The organism is Agarivorans sp. QJM3NY_25 (assembly GCF_050870875.2).
Classification (GTDB): domain Bacteria; phylum Pseudomonadota; class Gammaproteobacteria; order Enterobacterales; family Celerinatantimonadaceae; genus Agarivorans.
Window position 1 is genome coordinate 2,806,198 of the sequence record NZ_CP194041.2, and the last position, 24,526, is coordinate 2,830,723.

Annotated in this window: 28 protein-coding genes, 1 riboswitch and 1 other annotated feature; of the genes, 13 read left to right on the forward strand and 15 right to left on the reverse strand. The window is 45.3% G+C overall.

The window, feature by feature from the left end; translation table 11 throughout:
- Positions 1–41: 41 nt before the first annotated feature.
- The 3 genes from ACRRSW_RS12865 to ACRRSW_RS12875 are packed head-to-tail and all read right to left on the reverse strand — an operon-like array spanning position 42 to position 2,747.
- Positions 42–284: a FeoC-like transcriptional regulator gene (locus ACRRSW_RS12865; protein ID WP_432452827.1), complete on the reverse strand. Its 243-nt coding sequence runs from the start codon at positions 282–284 to the stop codon at positions 42–44.
- Entirely contained in the window at positions 265–2,523 is a 2,259-nt protein-coding gene (gene feoB, locus ACRRSW_RS12870) for a Fe(2+) transporter permease subunit FeoB (RefSeq protein WP_432452826.1), read from the reverse strand. Before feoB ends, ACRRSW_RS12865 begins: the two co-directional genes overlap by 20 nt.
- Positions 2,520–2,747, reverse strand: coding sequence for a FeoA family protein (locus ACRRSW_RS12875; protein ID WP_432452825.1), 228 nt, complete (start codon positions 2,745–2,747; stop codon positions 2,520–2,522). Before ACRRSW_RS12875 ends, feoB begins: the two co-directional genes overlap by 4 nt.
- A 188-nt stretch (positions 2,748–2,935) precedes the next feature.
- Between ACRRSW_RS12875 and ACRRSW_RS12880 the strand changes: the two genes are divergently transcribed.
- The 3 genes from ACRRSW_RS12880 to ACRRSW_RS12890 all read left to right on the forward strand — a co-directional run bounded on the left by ACRRSW_RS12880 (position 2,936) and on the right by ACRRSW_RS12890 (position 4,476).
- Entirely contained in the window at positions 2,936–3,268 is a 333-nt protein-coding gene (locus ACRRSW_RS12880; RefSeq protein ID WP_432459526.1) for a translation initiation factor, read from the forward strand.
- Between the two features lie 43 nt (positions 3,269–3,311).
- Positions 3,312–3,480, forward strand: a riboswitch (yybP-ykoY riboswitch).
- A 14-nt stretch (positions 3,481–3,494) separates the two neighbouring features.
- The gene (locus ACRRSW_RS12885) at positions 3,495–4,052 is read left to right on the forward strand and encodes a TMEM165/GDT1 family protein (protein WP_432452823.1); all 558 of its coding nucleotides are present in this window, start codon (positions 3,495–3,497) and stop codon (positions 4,050–4,052) included.
- Between the two features lie 64 nt (positions 4,053–4,116).
- On the forward strand, positions 4,117–4,476 hold the full coding sequence (locus ACRRSW_RS12890) for a glutaredoxin family protein (protein ID WP_432452822.1): 360 nt from the start codon (positions 4,117–4,119) through the stop codon (positions 4,474–4,476).
- 55 nt (positions 4,477–4,531) lie between these two features.
- On the opposite strand, the gene fadR is transcribed toward ACRRSW_RS12890, so the two are convergent.
- On the reverse strand, positions 4,532–5,248 hold the full coding sequence (gene fadR / locus ACRRSW_RS12895; protein WP_432459527.1) for a fatty acid metabolism transcriptional regulator FadR: 717 nt from the start codon (positions 5,246–5,248) through the stop codon (positions 4,532–4,534).
- Between the two features lie 243 nt (positions 5,249–5,491).
- On the opposite strand from fadR, the gene nhaB reads away from it, so the two are divergent.
- Positions 5,492–7,063: a sodium/proton antiporter NhaB gene (gene nhaB / locus ACRRSW_RS12900; RefSeq protein WP_432452819.1), complete on the forward strand. Its 1,572-nt coding sequence runs from the start codon at positions 5,492–5,494 to the stop codon at positions 7,061–7,063.
- A gap of 53 nt (positions 7,064–7,116) precedes the next feature.
- Positions 7,117–7,626 (forward strand): disulfide bond formation protein DsbB, encoded by a 510-nt coding sequence (dsbB, locus tag ACRRSW_RS12905; protein WP_432459528.1) that lies wholly within the window; start codon positions 7,117–7,119, stop codon positions 7,624–7,626.
- A 116-nt stretch (positions 7,627–7,742) separates the two neighbouring features.
- Here dsbB and ACRRSW_RS12910 read toward each other — a convergent pair whose 3' ends face one another.
- The 4 genes from ACRRSW_RS12910 to ACRRSW_RS12925 are packed head-to-tail and all read right to left on the reverse strand — an operon-like array spanning position 7,743 to position 10,119.
- Positions 7,743–8,156, reverse strand: coding sequence for a YcgN family cysteine cluster protein (locus ACRRSW_RS12910; protein ID WP_432469379.1), 414 nt, complete (start codon positions 8,154–8,156; stop codon positions 7,743–7,745).
- Between the two features lie 34 nt (positions 8,157–8,190).
- Entirely contained in the window at positions 8,191–8,856 is a 666-nt protein-coding gene (locus tag ACRRSW_RS12915) for a fumarylacetoacetate hydrolase family protein (protein WP_432452816.1), read from the reverse strand.
- Between the two features lies 1 nt (position 8,857).
- Positions 8,858–9,823, reverse strand: coding sequence for a lytic murein transglycosylase (locus tag ACRRSW_RS12920; protein WP_432452815.1), 966 nt, complete (start codon positions 9,821–9,823; stop codon positions 8,858–8,860).
- A complete protein-coding gene (locus tag ACRRSW_RS12925; protein WP_432459529.1) occupies positions 9,820–10,119 on the reverse strand; it encodes a YcgL domain-containing protein in 300 nt (99 codons plus the stop codon). Before ACRRSW_RS12925 ends, ACRRSW_RS12920 begins: the two co-directional genes overlap by 4 nt.
- A gap of 113 nt (positions 10,120–10,232) precedes the next feature.
- Between ACRRSW_RS12925 and minC the strand changes: the two genes are divergently transcribed.
- The 3 genes from minC to minE are packed head-to-tail and all read left to right on the forward strand — an operon-like array spanning position 10,233 to position 12,043.
- Positions 10,233–10,934, forward strand: a complete 702-nt coding sequence (gene minC, locus ACRRSW_RS12930; protein WP_432459530.1) for a septum site-determining protein MinC — start codon at positions 10,233–10,235, stop codon at positions 10,932–10,934.
- A gap of 30 nt (positions 10,935–10,964) precedes the next feature.
- The gene (gene minD / locus ACRRSW_RS12935) at positions 10,965–11,777 is read left to right on the forward strand and encodes a septum site-determining protein MinD (RefSeq protein ID WP_432452810.1); all 813 of its coding nucleotides are present in this window, start codon (positions 10,965–10,967) and stop codon (positions 11,775–11,777) included.
- Between the two features lie 2 nt (positions 11,778–11,779).
- Positions 11,780–12,043: a cell division topological specificity factor MinE gene (gene minE, locus ACRRSW_RS12940; RefSeq protein WP_432452809.1), complete on the forward strand. Its 264-nt coding sequence runs from the start codon at positions 11,780–11,782 to the stop codon at positions 12,041–12,043.
- Here the strand turns inward: minE and rnd are convergent.
- From rnd to ACRRSW_RS12975, 7 genes are all read right to left on the reverse strand, one after another.
- A complete protein-coding gene (gene rnd, locus ACRRSW_RS12945; RefSeq protein WP_432459531.1) occupies positions 12,018–13,139 on the reverse strand; it encodes a ribonuclease D in 1,122 nt (373 codons plus the stop codon). The two genes, minE and rnd, sit on opposite strands and share 26 nt — an antisense overlap.
- 49 nt (positions 13,140–13,188) lie before the next feature.
- Positions 13,189–14,850 carry a long-chain-fatty-acid--CoA ligase FadD gene (fadD, locus tag ACRRSW_RS12950; protein WP_432459532.1) on the reverse strand — a complete coding sequence of 554 codons (1,662 nt, stop codon included), beginning with the start codon at positions 14,848–14,850 and terminating at the stop codon, positions 13,189–13,191.
- A 195-nt stretch (positions 14,851–15,045) separates the two neighbouring features.
- Positions 15,046–15,879, reverse strand: a complete 834-nt coding sequence (locus ACRRSW_RS12955) for an alpha/beta fold hydrolase (RefSeq protein ID WP_432459533.1) — start codon at positions 15,877–15,879, stop codon at positions 15,046–15,048.
- 20 nt (positions 15,880–15,899) lie between these two features.
- Positions 15,900–16,163: a hypothetical protein gene (locus ACRRSW_RS12960; protein ID WP_432452805.1), complete on the reverse strand. Its 264-nt coding sequence runs from the start codon at positions 16,161–16,163 to the stop codon at positions 15,900–15,902.
- Between the two features lie 17 nt (positions 16,164–16,180).
- Positions 16,181–16,870, reverse strand: a complete 690-nt coding sequence (tsaB, locus tag ACRRSW_RS12965) for a tRNA (adenosine(37)-N6)-threonylcarbamoyltransferase complex dimerization subunit type 1 TsaB (RefSeq protein WP_432459534.1) — start codon at positions 16,868–16,870, stop codon at positions 16,181–16,183.
- Positions 16,867–18,783: an ATP-dependent DNA helicase gene (locus ACRRSW_RS12970; RefSeq protein WP_432459535.1), complete on the reverse strand. Its 1,917-nt coding sequence runs from the start codon at positions 18,781–18,783 to the stop codon at positions 16,867–16,869. The genes tsaB and ACRRSW_RS12970 overlap by 4 nt, the downstream gene beginning before the upstream one ends.
- 242 nt (positions 18,784–19,025) lie before the next feature.
- Complete coding sequence (locus ACRRSW_RS12975) at positions 19,026–19,238, reverse strand: hypothetical protein (RefSeq protein ID WP_432452802.1); 213 nt, start codon at positions 19,236–19,238, stop codon at positions 19,026–19,028.
- 188 nt (positions 19,239–19,426) lie between these two features.
- Positions 19,427–19,553, forward strand: a sequence feature (His leader region).
- Positions 19,554–19,574: 21 nt separating this feature from the next.
- Here ACRRSW_RS12975 and hisG point away from each other — a divergent pair.
- Genes hisG through hisH form a run of 5 tightly spaced genes read left to right on the forward strand, consistent with a single transcriptional unit; the run spans position 19,575 to position 24,526 of the window.
- Positions 19,575–20,474 (forward strand): ATP phosphoribosyltransferase, encoded by a 900-nt coding sequence (hisG, locus tag ACRRSW_RS12980; protein WP_432452801.1) that lies wholly within the window; start codon positions 19,575–19,577, stop codon positions 20,472–20,474.
- Between the two features lie 5 nt (positions 20,475–20,479).
- Positions 20,480–21,766: a histidinol dehydrogenase gene (gene hisD / locus ACRRSW_RS12985; RefSeq protein ID WP_432459536.1), complete on the forward strand. Its 1,287-nt coding sequence runs from the start codon at positions 20,480–20,482 to the stop codon at positions 21,764–21,766.
- 1 nt (position 21,767) lies between these two features.
- Positions 21,768–22,826 carry a histidinol-phosphate transaminase gene (hisC, locus tag ACRRSW_RS12990; protein WP_432459537.1) on the forward strand — a complete coding sequence of 353 codons (1,059 nt, stop codon included), beginning with the start codon at positions 21,768–21,770 and terminating at the stop codon, positions 22,824–22,826.
- Positions 22,827–22,874: 48 nt separating this feature from the next.
- The gene (gene hisB, locus ACRRSW_RS12995; protein ID WP_439037776.1) at positions 22,875–23,903 is read left to right on the forward strand and encodes a bifunctional histidinol-phosphatase/imidazoleglycerol-phosphate dehydratase HisB; all 1,029 of its coding nucleotides are present in this window, start codon (positions 22,875–22,877) and stop codon (positions 23,901–23,903) included.
- Between the two features lie 14 nt (positions 23,904–23,917).
- Positions 23,918–24,526, forward strand: coding sequence for an imidazole glycerol phosphate synthase subunit HisH (hisH, locus tag ACRRSW_RS13000; protein ID WP_432459539.1), 609 nt, complete (start codon positions 23,918–23,920; stop codon positions 24,524–24,526).

Consider the following 24,526-nt stretch of genomic DNA (forward strand, 5'->3'; position numbering starts at 1 on the left):
TACTCTAAAATGAGCTCTGCAAACGTGCAGCCCCCCTCAAATTAGCAAGTAATGCCTATCTGTTGCTCACTCTGCCAATACAATTGCCACTGCGCTTCATTGGCACCACAACCACAGCCCCTTGAACACGCCGCCAGTTTTACCAATTTTATGCGATGTCGTTTAACCCAGGGTTGCAACATCGCCAACGTTGCATCTTCACTCAGTGAGAAATGTTTCGCCAACTGACTTAACATTAAGCCAGGATTTTGCTGAATGTACTCTTTAAGCTTGTGTAATATCAAAATGCTCAACCTTCTGACGTTTTAAAAATACCACCCAGAGTGCTAACATCATCACCATTGCTAACAATAATATGCTGGCAGATATCGGTGCTTGTTGCCATGTAGCCAACTGGTAGTAAATAGTCGAAATGCTATAAGCCAACAAGGTGGACCATACCGCTATCAAGCGAGCCCATTTTGACCCAAGCTCCTTCACTAAAGCGCCCATCGCCGCAGCACAGGGCATGTACAATAAAATAAACAACATGAAGGCGACGGCAGACTCCGCGGTAAAGTTCTTTTCTAACTGCGACATGGTGGTCAAGTTCACCCCATTCATTTCAGCGGCACCAGCTAAATCGTCCGCCTGATCGATAGCAATCCCCAGAGGGTCGCTATAGTTCAAACCATTAAAATTATCGATAATAGTTTGTCCCGCATCCTGAAAACGACCTAAGTAAGTCCACTCTTCTTCCGCTTCACCTTCTTGAGAATATAGGCTATTGAGACTACCAATAACGGCTTCCTTAGCGAATAAACCCGTCACAATACCAACGGTTGCTGGCCAGTTGTCTTTTTCAATCCCCATGGGGGTAAAAACAGGTGTCACAAACTGACTAGCACGACTTAATAACGAGTTTTCTTTGCCTTCAGCATCTAACTCACCGCCAGTACCAATATGGTTAAGCACACTTAATATCGCGACCACCAACACAATCGTTTTACCTGCACCAACAATAAAACCTCTGACTTTTTGCCAAGTCAATAACATCACACCAAAAGCGGTTGGCAACTGATAATCGGGTAGCTCAAGAACAGATTCTTGGGCGCTGCCTGGCAATAAGGTATGCTTGAGCAATAGACCCGTCGCAATTGCGGCAAGGATCCCAACCATATACAGTGCAAACACCATATTCTGACCTTGCTCTGGAAAGAAAGCTGCCACAAATAAGGCATAAACCGGTAAGCGAGCACCGCAAGACATGAAAGGACTCATTGCTGAAGTTAATACCCGTTCACGATGCTTCTCTAAAACACGAGTAGCCATGATTGCCGGAACAGTACAACCAAAACCCATCAACATCGGCACAAACGCCTTGCCTGGTAAGCCTATGGTTTGCATAGCCCGATCCACCACAAATGCAGCGCGAGCCAGATAACCGGAACTTTCCAATAAGGCTAAGAATAAGTACAAACAGGCAATCACCGGAATAAATGTAGCGACCGTTTGGATCCCCACACCAACACCATTTGCTAGCACCACGGTAAGCCACTGCGGAGCTCCCAGACTCGCAAGTAATTCACTCACCCCGTCAACAAAAATAGTCCCAGCGGTAATATCAAAGAAATCGATGAAGACTGCACCTCCGTTGATGGCAAACATAAACATGCAATACATCACCACTAAAAACGCAGGAATACCGATCCAGCGATTAAGCAACACCCGATCAATATACATCGAATAATCTCGTCTCAACTCCCCTTTCTTGGTAATTGATGACTGAGTTAACTCATAAATAAGGTTATAGCGGCTACCAGCCAAGGCCAAATCGATATCAACATCGGCTAAGCTTGCGATAGCCAGTTGTACTTGCTGTTGCTGCTCAGCGTCAAGCGGCTCAAGCTGCAAGGGATCTTGTTCTAACAGTCGAATTGCTTGACCACGGGAAAGGCCCAATTTACCTTGCCAATCACTCACAAATTGTTCAAGCTCTTCAGAATAAACCAACTGTAAAGCCTCAGTTTGCTGAGCTTCACGCATTAGAGCTGGTAGCTCTTGCTTAAATTTTGCGACTTGTTTGTTATTGGTTGCGGCTAAACAAACTAACGGAACCTGAAAACGCTCGCTAAACTGCTGCACTTTAATCTTTAAAAGTTTCGCTTTTGCGGTGTCCATTTTATTCAGCACTAATACCACTGGTAAACCCAGTTCTTTTAATTGAATACTCAAGTACAAACTACGTTCTACGGCACTTGCATCGACGACATTAATAACTAAATCAAGCGCTTCAGTTTGTAAATATTCACAAGCAATTTTTTCATCTAGCGAGCTATTATCGAGTTGCGGGTCGATGTTGTAGACCCCTGGTAAATCAACGACTTCAGCTTGCCAGCCGTCTTGTGATATAAAACCAGACTTTTTGTCGACGGTAATACCACTGAAATTCCCGACCCTTTGTTTGCTGCCGGTTAAAGCATTAAACAAAGTACTCTTACCACTATTTGGATTACCGACCGTTGCGATTAGATGCCCACTCATAATGATTGTACCTCTATCGATTTTGCTTGCTGAGCACTTAAAGCCAGATTAATCCCTGGTGCAGTCACCTGAATGGGGTCACCTAAGGGTGCTCGACGAACAACCGTTAATATGGTGTTAGGCATGATTCCCAAAGACATAAATTTTTTTCGGTTAATCCTGTTTAAGCTTTGCAAACTCAATATCAGAGCTTGCTGGCCAGTTACAATTTCATCCAATGACATAGTTGCTCCGAAAATAATTCTAAATAACAATGATTAGCATTTAATTGATTGTGCGCCACTATGTAACTCGCAACATTGATCCATGTCAAATGTTGTTTTATGTCACGATGAAATTTTTAGATTATTTTTTTGAAAGCTCTTAGCGAAATAGGCTACCATTTTGCTATTCATTCTAATGGTAGCTAAAAATGTCGTTTAAAGATCAATTATCACAACTGGTTTATTCTACAGATCAAGGCCGCATTGAGCCTGAGACTGAAGTCGAACAGATCCCTCCAAGCGATGGTTTTATAAAACTACGACGCGAAACGAAAGGCCGTAAAGGCAAAGGCGTGACTTGTCTAAGCGACTTTGGTCTCGAGCAATCGGCATTAAAAGCACTTTGTAAAGACATGAAGAAACATTGTGGAGTTGGTGGTAGCGTAAAGGACTACATCATTGAAATCCAAGGTGATCAACGGGACAAGTTAGAAGCTTGGTTAAAGCAACGAGACTATAAAACCAAGCGAATTGGCGGTTAAGGCCTTGTATACCAACGTCTATTTCGCTATATTCTCGGAACTTTTGGGGAGTAGCCGCTTATAGCTGTTTAGCAATAAGGCATTTATCAACATACTTAGTGCAAAATCACTATGGTAAATGCAGCCATTAATGGCCTGGCAAGACCAACTGCACAACAGCACATTCTAAGAGGTGGGCGCTACTGTTGTGCATTGGTTTATTTACCCACCTCTTAACGAGAATTAAATGGAAGCCCTGTTCACCTCCATCACCGCGGTCGCAATCGCTGAAATTGGTGATAAAACCCAACTTTTAGCCCTACTGTTAGCCTGCAAATTTCGTAAACCTTTGCCGATTATCGCCGGAATTATCATTGCAACGGTGTTTAATCATGCGCTCGCAGCTTGGTTGGGCTCAGCCCTCCAACAATGGTTACAGCCTGAAGTGTTACGCTGGCTTGTCGGGCTATCATTTATTGCGATGGCTTTATGGGTGCTGATCCCTGACAAAATCGAAGATCAAGAGAGTGTTTTGCTCAAGTATGGCCCTTTCCTCGCCTCACTCGTGTTATTTTTCATCGCAGAAATTGGTGATAAGACTCAAGTAGCGACCGTGATTTTGGCCGCCAAATACGATTCATTAAGCTTAGTGATCCTAGGGACCACTATTGGTATGTGCATTGCCAATATTCCGGTGGTATTAATCGGTAAGCTTGGTGTAGAAAAATTACCATTGAAACTAATTCACCGCCTCACTTCGCTACTATTTTTGAGTTTGGGATTACTCACCATTTTCTATCAGTAGCAAGCATTCAAGCCAATCCATTTTATGTTACACTCTGCCGCAAATTGTTATAGAGAGTAATTAAATGAAAGCGATTCGTTGGCTATTAGGGCGGGTGATCTTGTTATTAAATGCGATTTTTTCACCAAAATCGGTAGAACGCGATGCTGCAACGCAGGCCCTTATCGACCAAAAACTAAAGGGTTTACAGCTATATCAACTGCCGGCTTGCCCTTTTTGTGTCAAAGTGAGAAGAGCCATGAAACGAAATGGTATTTATATCGATTTACGAGACATTAAAGCACAACCTGAATACTTGGAAGAGCTGGTCAGCCAAGGTGGCTCAAGAAAAGTGCCTTGTTTACGCATTGCACAAGGAGAACAAGTTAAATGGCTATATGAATCGAATGACATTATCGACTATTTAGAAAGAAAAATAGCTTAAAAAGCTAGGCTCCGACCGCATTGCGGAGCCTAATTTTATCCCAAGCATACTAACGCTAATCAACTTCCATGATATTGCTCGGCATACCATCACGTAGCCGTTTCCAAACTTCGCTACTCGCAAGCCCGTAATTACGAACTACCTGCAAGGCCTTATCATGCTCCCCTGATTCAGCCAAGCCAATTAAGTCTTGATAAAATGTGTCCACTAAAACTCGTGATTCTGGATCATCAAAGTAGTATTTTCCAACACTCTGATACATCCCTCTAAAACCGTTAAGGATCAGCGCATACAGAGGATTTCCGGAAGCAAAGGCCAAACCATGTAACACTTGATAATCAAATTCAGCATAAGCTTCGCCGCTTTGGGCTAAAGTCTGGTACTGCTCGATCAACTGTTTACTTTTTTGAGGATTATTCTTCAGCGCACCGCGGATAAAAATAACGCTAATATTGGTTCGAGCGGACAACAGTTGTTCAAAGAGCTCAGGAACCCCTTCATGATCTAAACGCGCTAATGTTTCGAGTATACTTAATCCGGCTGTCTCCCAAAAATTATTAACCTTAGTTGGTTTACCATGCTGAATCGTTAACCAACCATCTCGGGCCAAACGTTGTAATACTTCCCGCAAGGTGGTACGGGTAACGCCAATTAGCTCCGATAATTCTCTTTCAGCAGGCAAGATTGTGCCAGGCGCAAAACGGTTATTCCAGATAGATTCAATAATATATTGTTCAGCGAATCCCGCTGGACTTTTTGCTTTAATTACCATCAATTACTCAGTCTATTTTCATTTTATTATGCTGATAATAACAAACCATTAACCAAAGCAAAAGCAAGTGGTTTGAGCTCCAACCTCTTTGCCTAGAGTCAAGCTATTTTATTACTAAATTATTCAATAAATTCAAGGTTTAGTTTACTAATGCCTACCAAAAATTGAGTAATTCACATACAATCCCTACGGGTTTCTTCACTAGAATCCCACCTGCCGTTTGATCAACAAAGAGAATTCAGGATGAACATTAGTCTTTCAGAAGCATTTGCTAAGAACTTTCTTGGTAATGCTCCTATATGGTATAAAAAAGCCATCGTTTTATTTCTTATTATCAATCCCATCGTCTTCTATATAAATCCCTTTATCGCTGGTTGGCTGTTAGTCACAGAATTCATTTTCACCTTAGCCATGGCCTTAAAATGCTACCCACTGCAACCGGGTGGTTTACTCGCAATCGAAGCGGTTGCCATTGGAATGACTTCAGCAGAAACAGTGAAGCATGAGCTAGTGGGGAATTTTGAAGTGGTTCTGCTACTTATATTTATGGTCGCAGGCATTTTCTTCATGAAGCAATTATTGCTATTCGTGTTTACCAAGCTACTCATAAAGATTAAAGATAAAGCCATTTTGTCTTTAGCCTTCTGTATTGCAGGTGCGTTTCTTTCCGCCTTTTTAGATGCGCTCACGGTGATAGCCGTAGTAATTAGCGTAGCGATTGGCTTTTACAGCATTTATCACAAAGTTGCCTCTGGAAAAGATTTTAACCAAAATCACGACCACACCAGCGATGATCTAAGTGGTGATGACTTAGAAGGGTTTCGCGCATTCTTACGTAGCTTAATGATGCATGCCGGTGTTGGGACCGCTCTTGGTGGCGTATGCACCATGGTTGGTGAACCACAAAACTTGATTATTGCCGATCAATCCAGCTGGCAATTCCTCGAGTTTTTCTTACGTATGGCCCCGGTTTCGATGCCTGTATTGGCCTTTGGCTTACTAACCTGCTTTTTATTAGAAAAAACCCACAAATTTGGTTACGGCCATACTTTGCCAGACAACGTACGACACATCCTTGAAGACTATGATCAATATGAAGACGAGCGACGCAATAACCGTGATCGAGCTAAATTAATCATTCAAGCTGTGATTGCGGTATGGTTAATCCTTGGTTTAGCGCTACATTTGGCCGCCGTTGGTTTAATCGGTTTGTCAGTAATTATTCTCGCCACTGCATTCAGCGGTATCATTGAAGAACATCAATTGGGTAAGGCCTTTGAAGAAGCCCTCCCCTTTACTGCATTACTCGCGGTATTCTTTTCGATTGTTGCTGTCATCATCGACTTAGATCTATTTAAACCCATCATTCATTGGGTGCTTTCCATTGAGAATGAGGGACAACTGGTTGCGTTCTACATTGCAAATGGCTTGTTGTCGATGGTCAGTGACAACGTATTTGTAGGCACCGTTTATATCAACGAAGTAAAATCTGCTTGGCTAGCGGGTGAAATAACTCGCGACCAATTTGATATGTTAGCGGTCGCCATTAATACCGGCACCAATCTCCCTTCTGTTGCGACCCCGAACGGTCAGGCTGCCTTTTTATTCTTACTCACCTCGTCGTTAGCGCCTTTACTGCGTTTGTCTTATGGGCGTATGGTATGGATGGCCCTGCCCTACACGATTGTTTTAGCTGGCATCGGTTTGTTATCGGTTGAGTTTGCACTTGTTCCCATGACTCAATATTTCTATGAACTAGGCTGGATTAGCCATCATGTTGCAAGCGCGGTATCGGCTGTTACTACTGGACATTAAACTGAAAAACGGCGATGCTTGCGTCGCCTTTTTGTAACTGGAGCTAATTGTTTATGTTCAGCTTTCTAAACCAAATGCCCTATCAACGCGGGCCTTGGTTATTGCTTTTTATTGGCGGCTTATCACTAGAGTTTTGCGCCCTCTATTTTCAACACGTTATGAAGTTAGATCCCTGCGTAATGTGTGTTTATGAGCGAGTAGCAATGCTTGGTTTAACTCTAGCAGGCTTATTTACCTGTATCGCTCCCAATTATTTATTGTTCCGCCTGACCGGATTTGCACTTTGGATCGCCAGTGCCGCTTGGGGCTTACAATTGGCACTCACTCACACTGATTACCAAATGAATCCGAGTCCATTTGCCACCTGTGACTTTTTTGCCAATTTCCCTGATTGGTTTAAATTAGATCAGTGGTTCCCTTGGATGTTTAATCCAATCGGATACTGTGATGAGATCGCTTGGATGTTTTTAGGCTGGTCGATGCCCCAGTGGCTAATTGCTATCTTTGCTGGTTTCCTCGCCTTGGGTATTGTGTTTTTTGTCCTACAATGGCGGAAAAAATAACCATCAGAAAACCAACTAAACCCGCATAGACGGGCTCCAAACGATGTCACTATTAGTTCAATTCAAAAAAGCCGATAACTTAAGCAATCGGCTTTTTTCACAATAAAAACCAATCATTATTCACATTCGTCAATTGGCCAACGAACAATATAGTTTTGTGAAGGGCCGTTTAATTGGGTCTCACATACCACCTTGCCACGTACCGAAGCACCGCGTTTATGCATTTCAGAATGCTTACCTGCATGAAGAAGAGGATGCCAAGCAGGCAAACTCTTACCTTCGATCAAACGTTTGTAAGCGCAGCTAGGGGGCAACCAGTGAAACACCTCGATATCATCGAGAGTGATTTTCACACAATCAGGAACCTTGGCAAAACGATGCTGATAATCGCTACATTGGCAACTTTTACTATTTAATAAGACACAAGCAATATTAGTAAAATATAACTCATCGGTGTCTTCATCAATTAATTTAGATAAACAACATTTACCACAGCCATCACACAAAGACTCCCACTCTTGGGCAGACATCTGCGCCAACGTTTTTGTTTCCCAAAACCGAACATCACTCACTTAAAACAACCTCTGTTGTGGCAGAAATTCCCGCCACCTTTATCACTAAATTATCAGCCTGATTTAATGGCCCAACACCAGCAGGCGTGCCGGTTAACAAAACGTCACCTGGTTGTAAGGTAAAACAACTAGAGGCTTCGCAAAGTAAACTAGACATGTCACGGATCATTTGTCCGGTTGAACCTTGCTGCTTAACCTGACCATTCTGCTCAAAGCTCAAAGCCACGTCTGCTAACTCATTTAAACCATTTATTGGCTTAAAGTAGCTAAGTACACAACTGCCATCAAACGCTTTTGCCCGCTCCCACGGATGCCCTTGCTTTTTCAACTCGGCCTGCTGGTCACGTAAGGTTAGATCTAACGCTGCAGCATAACCCCAAACCGCGGCATCAAGCTGCTCTGGTTTAGCATTCTTTAATGGTTTACTAATTAACAATGCCAGCTCTAGCTCATAGTGCACAGCACCACTTAGGCCAGCAATGACTAAGTGCTCGGTTAAGTTGACAAAGGCACTATTTGGCTTAATAAAAAACAGCGCTTGTTTCACCGGCTGGCCACCCATTTCTCGCATGTGAGCCAAGTAGTTTTGCCCGACACAAACGGCTTTATTCGCCGCCAGGGGCAAAACTCGTCCTTGTTCATCTATATGTTGATACATATTAAAACACCGGAGGATAAGAAATACGATCGGCTAAAGTACCGACAGCCGCCACGAAATAGTGTGAGCGATTCCACTTCATCAGTACTTCATAATTAGCGTAAGCCAAATAAGCTCGGCCGTGGGCATCATCTGGCTGAACAATTGACGCTTGGATGTCTCGTATCGGTAGATCGGCGCCATCATAACGGCGTACCCCTAAAGCCTGCCATTCACTCAAACTCTTTTTGGTCGCGAGGCCACTATATTTAGAATCAAAGCCTTTCGGTAACTGTACCTGACGTCCCCAAGTTAAATCATGATGCCAACCACTTTGAGCTAAATAATTTGCTGCGGAAGCTAAGGCATCGGCAGTATTATTCCAAATATCCTTATGACCATCGCCATCGAAGTCTTGCGCATAGTGTACAAATGAACTCGGCATAAATTGCACCTGGCCCATTGCTCCTGCCCAAGAACCTTTCATCTTCGCAGCGCTGATGTGCCCTTGCTGCAAAATGTCCAAAGCATGCATCAATTCTTTTTTAAAGAAAGCTTCACGGCGACCTTCATAGGACATAGTGGCTAAAGCCGAAACCACATTATAGTTACCAGTAAACTTACCAAAATTAGACTCTACCCCCCACAAAGCCACTATAAAGCGCGGCTGAACCGCATACTTTTTTTCCAACTGTTTGAGCAAAGGGTAATGCTTTTTGTAGAGGGCTCTCGCTTGTTGTACCTTCCAACTCGGTATTGCTCTAGGCAAATAAGTGTCTAAGGTTAACTTAAACTCGGGTTGTTGCTTATCGGCCTTCACTGCACGCGGGTAAAACTTAACGCCATCAAACGCCGCCTCAATGGTTGCTTGAGAGATCCCCCTTTCAGCCGCATCTATTTTCAATTGTTCAACATAAGCGTCGAAGCCAGGGTCAGCCTGAGCAGAAAAGGCCACAGAGAATAACAAACTTGCTAAAAATTTTTTCACTCACTTTCCTTCTTGGATAACTTGGCCTTGGCTTGTGCAGCTAAGTGCTGCTTAAGATAATTCTCAGGAGGCGGGGGAAGTTGTAAATAGTAACCCGGTTCTTTAAAAGCCAGCTCTAGCGACTCAATACTCACGCAGGAAAAGTCCTTAGTGGGTCGTTTGGGAACCAACATGACTAACTCTTTAGCCCCCATTAAAGCCACCAATGAATCGGGAACTTTAGAAAAATCGTCCTTCTTCTCAATATAAAGATAAGTTTGCTGTTTTTTGAGACTTTTATAGACTGCACAGAACATGAAAATGTTAGTATCCTAGGGGTTGATCGGGTTATGCTAAAACCCTGACTATATCAGAATATTTAGTGTGGCGTCATCGCTACAATACAAATGTAAAAAGGAATCTGCTGTTCATGTCCGGACAGGAAATAGAATTTAAAGGGACAAACTTCACCCTTTCTGTTGTTTACCTCGGAAAAAATGATTTAGAGTCGTTAAATAATAAGCTGATGGAGAAGGTCGCACAGGCCCCTCAGTTTTTTAATTGTGCGCCTATCGTTGTCAATGTGAGTGAAGTCGAAACAAATTTTGACTTCTTACAGTTGAAAGAAGTTGTTGAAACTCAAGATTTTGTCTTAGTTGGCGTCACTGGCTGTAGTCATAACGAGCAAAAGATTGCAGCTCGAGCCGCAGGTTTAGCTGTGATGACTAGCGGTGGACAGCAAGTTGCGGCGAAACCAGAGCCGAAGCAGGAACCACCTGCTGAAATCGTCACCCAAGCTCCAACGCCCCCTTGCAAAGTCGTCCGAGGTCAAATCCGCTCAGGGCAACAAATTTACGCACAAAACACAGATTTAGTTATTATTGGCTCAGTGGGTAATGGCGCAGAAGTAATTGCCGATGGCAACATTCATATTTATGGCGCTCTCCGTGGAAGAGCCATCGCTGGCGCCAGTGGTCGAAAAGATAGCAAAATATTCTGTCAAAATTTACAAGCTGAACTAATTTCTATTGCAGGCACTTATATGCTGCATGAACAAATTGGAGAGCACGCGAACTTGCCCCAGTGCATTCAAATAGAAAATCAGCAAATCGTATTTAATAATTTGGCTTAGCTGAATTAAGCAATTTATAAAGGAAAGATAATGGCTAAAATTATCGTCGTGACCTCCGGGAAGGGTGGCGTTGGGAAAACAACTTCCAGCGCCGCAATTGGAACAGGTCTCGCCATCAAAGGTTTTAAAACTGTAATCATCGATTTCGACATCGGTTTACGTAATCTTGATCTTATTATGGGATGTGAACGACGAGTCGTATACGACTTCGTGAACGTGATCAAAGGCGAAGCGAACCTCAGTCAATCATTGATTAAAGATAAACGCACCGAAAATCTATTTATTTTACCAGCATCGCAGACTCGTGATAAAGACGCGCTCACTAAAGAAGGCGTTCAGAAGGTATTAGAAGATTTAGCCACCCAAGATTTTGATTACATAGTCTGTGATTCCCCTGCAGGGATCGAAACTGGGGCGATTATGGCTCTGTACTTTGCTGATGAAGCGATTGTCACCACCAATCCAGAAGTTTCATCGGTACGCGATTCCGATCGGATCCTTGGCATGCTTGCTAGTAAATCACAACGAGCAGAACAAGGTAAAGAGCCAGTGAAAGAACATTTGCTACTCACCCGCTACCATCCAGAACGCGTGAATCGAGGTGACATGCTTAGTGTTGAAGATGTGCAAGACATATTGGCGATCCCCTTATTGGGAGTCATACCCGAATCGCCTGCGGTTCTCAAGGCATCAAACTCTGGTGAGCCAGTGATCCTTGATACCCAAAGTGACGCAGGTCTGGCCTACTCAGATGCAGTGGCCAGACTAATTGGCGAAACTGTCGACTTTCGTTTCCTAGAAGAACAGAAGAAAGGCTTATTTAGCCGTTTATTTGGAGGATAACAATGTCTCTTTTAGACTACTTTCGAACCTCAAAACAGTCTAAAACGGCGCAAACCGCCAAAGAACGACTGCAAATCATTGTCGCCCATGAACGTGGCCAACGCAGTGGCCCCGATTACTTGCCAGCGATGAAACAAGATATCATCGAAGTGATAAAAAAATACGTGGCCATCGAGTCCGATCAGGTCCAAGTCAGTCTTGATAATAAGAGCGATGACATCAGCGTATTAGAGCTTAACATCACGCTTCCTGAGCAACGTGACTAGCAAATAGCGGTTGGCGCCATCCCGTCAGCAACAAAGGTAACTTTGTAGCTGACGGTTGCATCTTCCATAACCAAGCTAGATACTGATTTAATACTTTTTTGCTGGCCAATACATCCTCAGGCAAACCTGACTCCTCTGCCACTTTGGTCACAACCAATTTCAGTGCTTGGATCTTTTGCTTGTAATCTGGATAGTCAACAATACGCTTGATCGCTTGAGGATAATCACTGGCCGTAAGCTGCTTTGCTTGATGCACTAACTTCAATAAACGATGTCCATGGATCCGCAACTCTTGTGCAGGTAAATTAAGTTGTTGTAATTGTTCCATATTGCTTGGCTGATAACGGGCTAAAGCCCATAAATTATCGCCATGCACCACGTTATTAATGGCTAAATCGCGACTCATCGCTTGTTTCATTCTCCAATCACTCAAAACTTTAAGTACTGCAAGTTGTTGAGGATTCAACTTCCAAGCATTCTTGATCTCTTTATAAGCATCTTCCGATTTATTCGCTTGTTGTTTTTGGGCAGCTAAGCGAGCACTTTCCTCTAAAGCCGCGTCATAACGATCCAGTTGTTCCAGCTGTTGCTTAATCTTAAGGTACGCTGGCAATAAATAAATAACGTCTAAAGCCGCATAATCTAATTGAGAGGCTCGCAACGGCCGCGCAAGCCAATCGGTGCGCGACTCTCCTTTATCCAATTGAATGCCTAACTCGGTATCAATAAACCGCTGATAGCCTAAGCTGATCCCATGACCGAGGAACGCCGCCCCCACCTGAGTATCAAACACCGACAGTCCAAACTGGCCACTAAGCCGCTGAATGATCTCTAAATCTTCACTAAAGGCATGCAAAACCCAATGATGCTTGGCTAGCGCCTGCCATAAGGGCTGCATATCTAAACTAAGCGGGTCGATGAGATAACAAGTCACACCATCATAAATCTGTAGTAAACCCAAATGTGCGTAGTAGGTCCTAGTTCGAACAAATTCAGTATCGAGGGCCAGTGTCAGAGGGGGCTGTTGATTTAAATAAGCTAACAGAGGCGCAAGTTGCGCCTCTGTATCGATCATTTCAAAGTTTGCGTCTGCCAAAATTGCGGCGTCCTAAGGGAAAACATCTAATTAGCCTTCATTTTACGGTTTATGCCTCGGCACGCAAGGCTCGACGTAAGATCTTACCGACATTTGTTTTCGGTAATTCATCACGAAACTCAATTAACTTAGGAACTTTGTAGCCCGTTAACAACTCTCGACAATGAGACAACACTTGTTTTTCGGTTAGTGAATCATCTTTTTTAACAATGAAAACCTTCACGACTTCGCCACACACCTCGTTTGGTACGCCCACCGCAGCCACTTCGAGAACTTTCTGATTGCCAGCAATCACTGCTTCAATTTCGTTCGGGAAAACATTAAATCCTGAAACTAAAATCATATCTTTTTTCCGATCCACAATATGTAAAAAACCCTGTTGATCGATGGTCGCAATATCGCCGGTGGCAAACCAGCCTCCGGGCATGGCCTCTGCGGTCGCCTCTGGGCGCTGCCAATAGCCTCCCATTACCTGCGGGCCCTTCACTAAAATCTCCCCAGACTCTCCTTCGGCAACTTCTTCTCCCGCATCATTCACCAACTTAATATCGGTAGATGGCGCAGGTAAACCAATACTGCCGTTATAGGCCTCTAAATCGTAAGGACAAACCGTCACCAACGGCGCACACTCTGTTAATCCATAACCTTCTATAAGACGAGAACCAGTGACATTTTGCCAACGTTCAGCCACTGCACGCTGTACCGACATCCCACCGCCTAAAGATAATCTGAGCCGAGAAAAATCCAACTGAGCAAAGTTGGGATCATTCAATAAAGCATTGAATAAAGTATTCACTCCTGTAATTGCGGTGAACGGCACTTTTGCCAGTTCCTTCACAAAGGTAGGGATATCTCGTGGATTAGTAATCAAAAGATTTTGACAACCCAGCGCGAAAAAAACCATACAGTTAGCGGTTAACGCAAAGATATGGTATAGCGGCAAAGCTGTTACCACCACTTCCTTTCCTTCTCGCAGACAAGGGCCAACAATAGCCAAAGCCTGCAACAAGTTTGAGACCATATTGCAATGCGAAAGCATTGCCCCTTTGGCGACTCCTGTTGTGCCCCCTGTATATTGTAAGAAAGCTAAATCATCAGCAGAAAGCTCCGGTCGAACATACTGCAGATGCTCACCTTTCGCTAATACATAGCGCAAAGATTGCGCATGCGGCAAATGATACTTGGGTACCATTTTTTTAACGTACTTAATCACAAAATTAACTAACGTTCGTTTCGTTGCCGAAAGCTGGTCACCTAAACGACTCAGAATAACGTGTTCAACGCCAGTTTCATCGACAATTTCTTCGAGGATGTGGGCAAAATTAGACACAATCACAATCGCTTTTGCACCACTATCATTGAGCTGATGTTTCAGCTCACGCGGCGTATACAGGGGGTTGACATTCACCACCACCAAACCCGCACGTAACGCTCCGAATAAACAAATGGGATACTGCAACAAATTCGGCATCATCAGGGCCACCCGATCACCCTGTTTAAGTTGTAACTCTTGTTGCAAATAGGCGGCGAAAGCACGAGATTGCTGCTCTAGCTTGCGATAGGTAAGCACCTGCCCCATATTAATAAACGCAACTCTATCGGCATGCCTAGTGACACCCTCTTCAAATGCATCGAGCAGCGTTTGATAACGCGAAGAGTCTATTTCTGCAGGCACATCCTTGGGGTATCGATTTAACCAAACCTTATCCACGCAGCTCTCCTAAACATTTATATTCCATTAATTATAATTTACCAATTTGGCTTATTGTGAATTTAATAATGCACTGACTCAACGAGCCAATTAGAGTCGACGCGCCAAATTTCAAACGATTGTTTCACGGCAACCTTGGAATAACAATATTTTAACAATATGGAAATGAATTTAGATCGAAAACAGTGAAGCAGTTCAAACAATCGTTTGAATATAGTTGGTCATCAATGCTGCGCAAGCCGCAGAGTTTTGCATATGTAAATGATGGCCGCCGACCAATTCAACTATAGATAATTGGCTAAACCAAGTTTGTCGCTGACGGATAAATTCGGCGCTCAGCAAAGGATGTTCTTGTGCCGCAATCAACAAACAGGGTCGTTGAATTGACTGACAAATTTGTTTTGCTTGCGACTCACTAAAGCGCAGGGGAGAGCTCAATTTCAGCTTGGGATCATGTCGCCAATACCATAAACCCTGGCTCTGCTTGGTGGCTCTGGTAACTAACAGCCGACTATTTTCCCGACTCAAACCATTGCTTCTTGCCCGCAATCTAATCGCCTGATTTAAGTCCGTAAACCCCCTGACCGACATCGATCGATGGCGTTGACGAATAGCGTCTGCCAGATGAGTCGTCGTATTTGAGATCGGCAAACTCAAAGGCCCCAACCCGTCTATCGCAATCAGTGCCAGTAAACCTTCCCCAAAAGCGGCAGCATAAGTACTCGCCACCAAAGCACCTAAAGAATGGCCCACCAAGATAATAGGCTTGTTTAAATTCAATTCGCTTAAAGCGCTAAATAGATCATCCACATAGTCAACAAAATGATAGTGACCTTGGCGATGTGGTGAGTGACCATGGCCGGGGAAATCAAGAGCAATACAATGATAATCAGGGAGCGACTGGAGCAGAGGAATAAAACTGGCGGCATTGTCCATCCAGCCATGAAGCATCACCAAGCAAAATGGGCTATCTGCGGTTTGCTCAAGGTAACAAAGTTGGCTTATTGGTAACTGTGATTCAATCAACATGCTGACGAGTATGTACTAGGCTAAGCGAACAAATCGATGCCAAACATCTCATTCACTTGCTGACGTTTGAGTTGATTCGCGACATCCTGATAATGAGACACAGCGTGATCAGCACTGCCTTGAGCATGCTCATAACGTAGTTTTTCAACGCTTTGTTCATCCATTCCCGCCCAAGGTACCACGCCTTTAGTGGCTTTCGTTGCCACACTGAGTTCGGTGCCCGCGACTCGTTGCTGAGTTTTCGATTGCTGCGGTATGGGCTGGCCAAGGCCCTGTATTTTCACGCTCATCGTCCTTTTGTTTAAACTCTACCGGGAAGCTTCTGCCAAGTGACTTTATCGCGAAGATAAACCGGTTCGGCTTTCTCTGCACTCACAAGGCAGCGATTGGCAAATGCCCACTGCGCATATACAAGCATATCTCGTGCCGAAGGGTAAAGTATTGAATCGAGTCGCTCCGCGCCAGAAAATTGACCCGATAATAAAGTTTGATAAGTTTGCCAGCCAGTTCCGACAGCGGCTCCCGGTGTATCGCTCGACGTCATCAACTCAGGCTTAATCACCTGCTCTTCTCCTGCTAACACCATTAAACCATCGCTGAGTTGGTATTGGCCCCAATAAATTTCCCCCATACGCGCATCAATAGCAGCATAACAAGTTTGAGACAGATGTTGCTGATAAGCGGCTTGCGCCATCGCCTGTAAAGTGGAGACCGCGATCATCGGCTTATCGGCACCAAAGGCTAAGCCCTGCGCCGTAGCGACACCAATTCGTACTCCCGTAAAACTGCCTGGACCACGACCAAAGGCAATAGCATCAAGCTGTTTCAGGCTCGCGCCAGCCGCTGCTAATATTTGCTCGACAAAAGGCAAAATCTTTTGTGTGTGATCTCGAGGGCTGTATTCTTGCTGACTATAAATTTGTCCCTGCCATTGCAAGGCGACGGAACAATTTTCAGTCGATGTATCTAAAGCGAGTATATTTGCTGTCATGTTTCCTCAGCGTTATTTTTTACAAATTCTAAAACTTTTGACAGTTCTCTGGTTCGGGGCATAGCCGGTAGGCTGCTAATAAACAAGGCACCATAATCACGGTTTACCAAGCGATTATCGCAGATAATCACCACGCCATGATCCGCTTGGGTACGTATCAATCGCCCCACGCCTTGCTTAAGGCTTATCACGGCTTGCGGCAAATATACCTGACGAAAAGGATCTCCGCCACGTAAACGACAATCCTCACTTTTCGCTTTCAATAGGGGATCATCGGGAGCTGCAAACGGTAGTTTATCGATAATGACACAAGACAGTGCCTTCCCTGGAACGTCAACCCCTTCCCAGAAAGTGCTAGTGGCAACCAACACCGCGTGGCCATCGGTGACAAATTGGCTAAGCAACTCTTGTTTACCAGCCTCGCCCTGCACCAATACCAATAATTCGGTACGCTGACGTAGCTCCGTCGCAACCTTTTGGATCATCCGATGACTGGTACACAAGAAGAAACATCGACCTTGATTAGCTTCTATCACTGGCGCTAATTGATCTAACATGAGCTGTTCTGAATTATGTTGTTTGGTTTCGGGAAGATAACGAGGCACACATAATAAGGCCTGCTTCTGATAATCAAAGGGGCTATCCAATAACATACTCTCTGCATCGCTCAAGCCCATTTGAGTTTGAAAATGCTCAAAGTTACCATCAACTGCAAGCGTTGCAGAGGTAAAGATCCAGGCCGCTTCGCGTTGTTTAACTTCATTCATAAAACGTTCAGCAATATTGAGCGGGGTAATGTTTAAGGTAAAATGTAAGCGAGACGTTTCGTACCAATAGCTATAGCCCGTTTTATCGACGTCCATCACCTTCTCAAATAACAAACGCATTCTCGCTAAACGCTCAAAGCAACTATCCGCAAGCTCACAACGAGACAGCGCTAACTTTAACACTTGATAAACAAAATCCATGTCTTCATGCAAATGACGCATCATTTCAGCAAAGCGGCTTTGTTTAGCCAATGGACGCCACTCGCCTCTATCACGCAAGCCTTCGAAGGCTAGTCGGCACTCTCGAATGCGTTGTTCCAACTTCTTAGCCGCTTTGGACAACTGCGCCATGTCACGCAATTCGGTTTTATAGCTCAGCTCGATGTCTTTGCATAAATCTAAGATCTGCCGACTGGAAAAATGCTGACCAAAATAGCTGGCTGCAATATCAGGCAGCTGATGTGCTTCATCGAAGATAAAGGCATCGGCTTCAGGGATCAATTCACCAAATCCGGTTTCTTTTACCACCATATCGGCAAAAAACAAATGATGATTCACCACCACTAAATCTGCTTCTAGCGCTCGGTTTCGTGCCTTCACTAAATAACAGTCTTTATAAGATGGGCAATCACGGCCAAGACAATTATCATTGCTGCTGGTAATCAGAGGAAATACATCGGAGCGCTCAGCAACCGGACCTAAATCACCAATATCTCCAGATTCACTGCCCTGCGCCCAGCGCTTAATTTTCACTAACTCGGCCAAGGTTTGGCGATCTTGACCGCTACTGTAGTGCGAAAAGCTATTTAGCCGTTCAATGCACAAGTAATTGGAACGTCCTTTTAATAAAGCCACCGATTTAGCGTAAGCCAAAGCCTTTTGCATTTTTGGTAAGTCTTTATTAAACAGCTGGTCTTGTAAGGCTTTGCTTCCGGTGCTGATGACTATTTTTTTGCCGCTGTCCATCGCCGGAACTAAATAAGCGTAGGTTTTACCAGTGCCGGTCCCCGCTTCAACCAACAGACTGGTGCGTTGCTTAATCGTTGCAGAAACAGATTCAGCCATTTGCTGCTGTTGGGGACGAGGTGAAAACCCTGGGATGGCTTGAGAGAGCAGTCCGTCGTTGGTAAAGTAGTGCTGTTTCAATCTAAATTCCGGTAGGCAATAGTCGCCGCAACTATACCAGCCCACAAACCCTAGACCAAACCTTGAGACAAAAATGTTAGTCAAGGAGACAGCTTCGGACTCATTTTACTGCCCAAATCCCTTAACGTTTACACCGCGATAACAGAGCATGGCCGCAAGCAATATCCAATAAAACCGTATACGCTAGGTCGCCGTAAGTCGAATTGAGCTGAATAAAAATCACACTCGTAGCTAAGCCGTCTCTAAACAAACAGATCAATATCATGCTGTTCATCCTCGTCAGGTTTTTTCTTATGCTGACTTGGCACGGCTTGGGATTTAGGCCGAACTTGGATGTCGTTATGGGCCGATAACTTGCTTTTCTTTTCCACCTTCGTGGTACGCAATGGTGGCTTTTGGCCATCAGGCTTCGCCAGCGGCCTTGGCAAAATGGGTAAAATCGCATCTTGGCTCACGATCGTTCTCCTATAGACGCTCTCCACCTAATTATCGGCTATTTTTTGCACAACTTGAACTGTTTAGCAAAAACTGCGGAAAAAAGGTTGCAATTTAGCGCTAGCTTGGTAACTTTATGGGCAGAATTTGCCACAAAGGCAAACTAACGTTGACAGGAACGTAACATGATTTTTAACCAAATGAAGCATCACCACCACCATCATCCAGAGTAAGCTTCAGGCGGTTATCTGCTGGGAGCTTATGAATAGCTTCCGGTGGTAGAATATAAAATATTGTAAACCCCCGGAAGGTAATCCTCCCGGGGGTTTTTTAGTTTTATAATTAGGGACATAAACATGACAGAGCAAAAACGACTACGCATCGCCATCCAAAAATCCGGACGCTTAAGCGATGATTCTCAGGCACTATTAAGAAGCTGCGGGATGAAGATCAACCTTCGTCAACAACGCCTGATTGCCCACTCTGAAAACATGCCCGTCGACTTGTTACGGGTTCGTGATGACGATATTCCGGGCTTAGTCATGGATGGCGTGGTCGATTTTGGCATCGTGGGGGAAAACGTACTTGAAGAAGAAACCATGCTACGTAGTGCTAAAGATGAGCCTACCGACTGCGAAGTATTAAAACGTTTAGACTTTGGCGATTGCCGTTTCTCCATCGCAGTGGCTGAAGAATTTGACTACACTGGCCCACAATGCCTGGCCAATAAACGCATCGCTACCAGCTACCCTGGGATCTTAAAACGCTACTTAGACCAACAAGGCGTCCCCTTCTCAACTTGTATGTTAGCCGGCTCTGTTGAAGTAGCCACTCGTGCAGGACTCGCCGATGCCATCTGTGACTTAGTCTCAACTGGTGCCACTCTTGAAGCCAATGGCTTAAAAGAAGTCGAAGTGATTTACCGCTCTCAAGCCGTACTAATTAAGTCTAAAAACAAACTCAGTGACGAACACCAAACACTATTAGACAAGCTATTACTGCGCATGCAAGGCACCATGGAAGCCAAAGAAAGCAAATACATCATGTTGCATGCACCGAAGACCCATCTAGAGCAAATCGTTGACCTACTGCCAGGCAGCGAGCATCCCACCGTATTGGCCTTAGCCGGCGATGAAGAGAAGGTGGCACTCCATGTGGTCAGTACCGAGAATTTATTCTGGGAAACCATGGAGAAGTTAAAAGCCTTAGGAGCGAGCTCTATTTTAGTCATGCCAATCGAGAAAATGTTGAGATAAAAGCCATGCAAACGGTCATTTGGAATCGCTTAACTACCGAACAACAGCAACAAGTCTTATCGCGGCCAGCGGTCAATAGCTCGCAAGATACTGCCGCGATTGTCAGCGACGTGATCAATACTGTGCGTCGCCAAGGTGACCAAGCGTTAATTGCGCTTGCCGCTAAGTTTGACAAGACCACGCTGTCGCAAGTTCGTGTGAGCCAGCAGCAAATCGATGCTGCTGGAGATAATTTAAGTACAGAGTTTAAAAGCGCCGTCGCCCAAGCGAAGGCCAATATCGAAGTATTTCACCAAGCACAGAAGCCGCAAGGCTTTAGTCTGGAAACCCAAGCAGGGGTGCGCTGCGAAATGCACTACGCCGCCATTGCTCAAGTCGGTTTGTATGTTCCGGGCGGCACCGCGCCACTGCCCTCTACGGTATTAATGTTGGCCATTCCAGCCCAAATAGCTGGTTGTAAAAAGGTAGTACTCTGCTCACCACCGCCGATTGCACCAGAAATTCTATACACCGCCAAACTGTGTGGTGTTGACGAAATCTATTCAGCTGGCGGCGCGCAAGCGATTGCCGCGATGGCCTATGGCACCGAGAGCGTGGCTAAGGTCGACAAAATTTTTGGCCCCGGCAATGCCTTTGTGACTCAAGCCAAGCAACAAGTAAATACCGACCACGCCGGCGCCGCCATCGACATGCCCGCTGGCCCCTCGGAAGTGTTGGTGATTGCTGACGAACAAGCGAACCCCGCTTTTGTTGCCGCCGACTTACTGTCACAAGCAGAGCACGGGCCCGATTCGCAAGTGATTTTAGTGACCACAGCTGAGGCGCAAGCGGCGGCAGTGAATCAAGAGTTAACACGTCAACTTAGCTTGCTCAGTCGAACTAATATTGCCGATCAAGCCTTATCGCACAGCACTGCGATTGTGGTCGACGATTTACAACAAGCGGTTCAAGTGAATAATCTTTATGGCCCCGAGCACCTGATTGTACAGACCGAGCAAGCTCGCCAGCTATTACCCCAGTTAGAAAATGCCGGCAGCATCTTCTTGGGTGAGTGGACGCCAGAATCGGTGGGTGACTATGCCAGTGGCACCAATCACACCTTGCCAACCTACGGTTATACCCGGACTTATTCAAGCTTAGGTACCTTAGATTTTATGAAGCGCTTCACTGTTCAAGAATTAACTCAACAAGGCTTAAAAGACTTAAGCGCCGCTGTCGTACCGATTGCCGACGCTGAGGGGCTCGATGCCCACCGCCGCGCCGTCACTATCCGTTTAGGTGAGGAGCAATAATATGTCAGTCTCATTATTAGCCCGCAAGAAAATCCAAGCGCTGGTTCCCTATCAAAGTGCACGTCGCATTGGTGGCAGCGGTGAAGTCTGGCTCAACGCCAACGAAAGCCCAGAGGTAAGTGATTTTAACTACGACGGTGACCAGCTCAATCGTTACCCAGAGTTTCAACCAGCAGCGCTGATTAACGGCTATGCCGCTTATGCCGGGGTTTCGCCATCACAAGTGTTGGCCAGTCGCGGTGCCGATGAAGCCATTGAAGTGCTGATCCGGGCCTTTTGTGAGCCAAACCAAGACAGCGTAGTCATTTGTAGCCCAACCTATGGCATGTATTCAGTGAGTGCCGAAACCATCGGGGTTGAGGTAAAAACCGTCGAATTAGATAGTGATTTTAACCCTGACTATAACGCTTTGGCGGCAATAGACAGCAAAATCATCTTTCTATGTGCCCCCAATAATCCGACCGGTTCTATGTTAGACCACGCCAAACTCAGTAAGGTGTTAGAGGCACAACGCGATAAAGCACTGGTGGTGGTTGATGAAGCCTACATTGAGTTTTGCGCAGAACAAAGTGTGCAGGGTTTACTGACCGACTTCGACAACTTAGTGATTACCCGTACCTTGTCAAAAGCCTTTGCCTTGGCTGGCCTGCGTTGTGGATTTACCCTCGCCAATGCAGAAGTGATTGAAGTGATGAGTAAGGTGATTGCACCCTATCCTATTGCCCGCCCAGTGGCCGAAATTGCAGCCAAAGCCCTGACTACCGATGGGCTAAAAATCATGCGCGAGCGAGTAGCATCCTTGAATACGATCCGCAGTCAAGCCGTGGATGAATTAAGCAGACTGAAGATTGTAAGACAAATTTTCCCTGCCACTGGCAACTACATTTTGATCCGTTTTGACGACTCTGCCCGCATCTTTAAAGCACTGGGCGAGCAAGGCATTGTACTGCGAGACTTTGCCAACAAACCAAGTTTAGACAATTGTATTCGAATGAGTATTGGTAACCAGCAAGAAGTGTCAATTACACTGAAAGCGATTCAAGGATTGGAGCGAAGCTAAGTGAGCCAGGTAAAACAAAAAATCTTATTCATCGACCGCGATGGCACCATGATCGACGAACCCATCACCGACAAGCAGGTTGATAGCGTAGAGAAAGTAAAACTGGAGCCTCAAGTGATCCCGGTATTACTCAAGTTGCAAGCCAACGGCTATCGCTTGGTCATGGTGACCAATCAGGATGGCCTAGGCACCGACAGCTTTCCAGAAGCTGATTTTCACCTCGCGCAAAACTACATGATGGACATTTTCGAGTCGCAGGGGATCCAATTTGATGCAGTACTGGTTTGTCCGCACTTTGACGCCGACAACTGTAGCTGTCGCAAACCCAAGCTCGGCTTGGTCAAAGACTACCTGAAAAGCGGCGTGATTGATTTTGCCAACTCCTACGTGATTGGCGACCGCCATACCGATATGCAGCTGGCCGAAAATATGGGGCTGGAAGGTCTGCAGTATCAACGGGACGGCTTAAACTGGCCCGCCATTGAAAAGCGGCTCACCCAACAGGGCCGTAAAGCCAGCGTTGAACGCAATACCAAAGAAACCCAAATTAGCATTGCCGTCGACCTGGACAATGCCGGTGGCAGCCAAATTGATACCGGCCTTGGTTTCTTCGACCACATGCTCGATCAAATCGCCACCCACGCCGGCTTCCAGCTCAATTGTAAGGTCATCGGCGATTATCACATCGATGATCATCACAGCGTAGAAGACACCGCAATCGCACTGGGCCAGGCTTTAAAAGTCGCCTTAGGCGACAAGCGGGGGATTGGCCGTTTTGGTTTTGTGTTGCCCATGGATGAGTGTTTAGCCCAATGCGCCTTAGATTTAAGTGGACGAGCGCATTTGGAATTTAAAGCCGATTTTCCACGTGCCGCGATTGGTGACTTTGCTACCGAGATGGTGCCGCATTTTTTCCGCTCACTGAGTGATGCGATGGCCTGTACTCTGCATCTGGAAACCACCGGGAAAAATACCCATCACATGGTTGAAGCGCTGTTTAAAGTATTTGGGCGGGCGCTAGGCCAGGCCATTGTTAAATCTGGCGATGCATTGCCAAGTAGCAAAGGCACCTTATAGGTTAAGGAACAACAATGAATGTAATTATTGATACCGGATGTGCCAACCTTTCATCGGTAAAGTTTGCCGTAGAACGCTTGGGATTTCCGGTCACGGTCAGCCGTGACCCTCAGGTGATTCTTGCCGCAGACAAGCTGTTTCTACCCGGTGTAGGTACCGCCACCGAAGCCATGAAAAACTTAGCCGATCGAGAGCTGATTGACTTAGTCAAACAAGTGAAAAAGCCACTTCTAGGGATTTGTTTAGGCATGCAAATGCTGGCCGAATTCTCCATTGAAGGCGGTGCTAAAGAAGCGCTGGAACCCGTTCCCTGTTTAGGCCTGGTACCCGGCACCGTAAGCTTAATGAAGCCTAACGCAGGCCAACGCTTGCCACACATGGGTTGGAACCAAATTCAGCCTAAAGCTGGTCATCCGCTGTTTAAAGACATTGAAGCCGGCAGTTACTTCTACTTTGTACACAGCTACGCCTTGCCCGTTAACGATGCCACCATTGCCCAGTGCGATTATGGTAACGCCTTTACTGCTGCAGTAAACAAAGACAACTTTTACGGTGTGCAGTTTCACCCAGAGCGCAGCGGTCAGGCCGGTGCGCAATTAATTAAAAACTTCTTGGAGATGTAA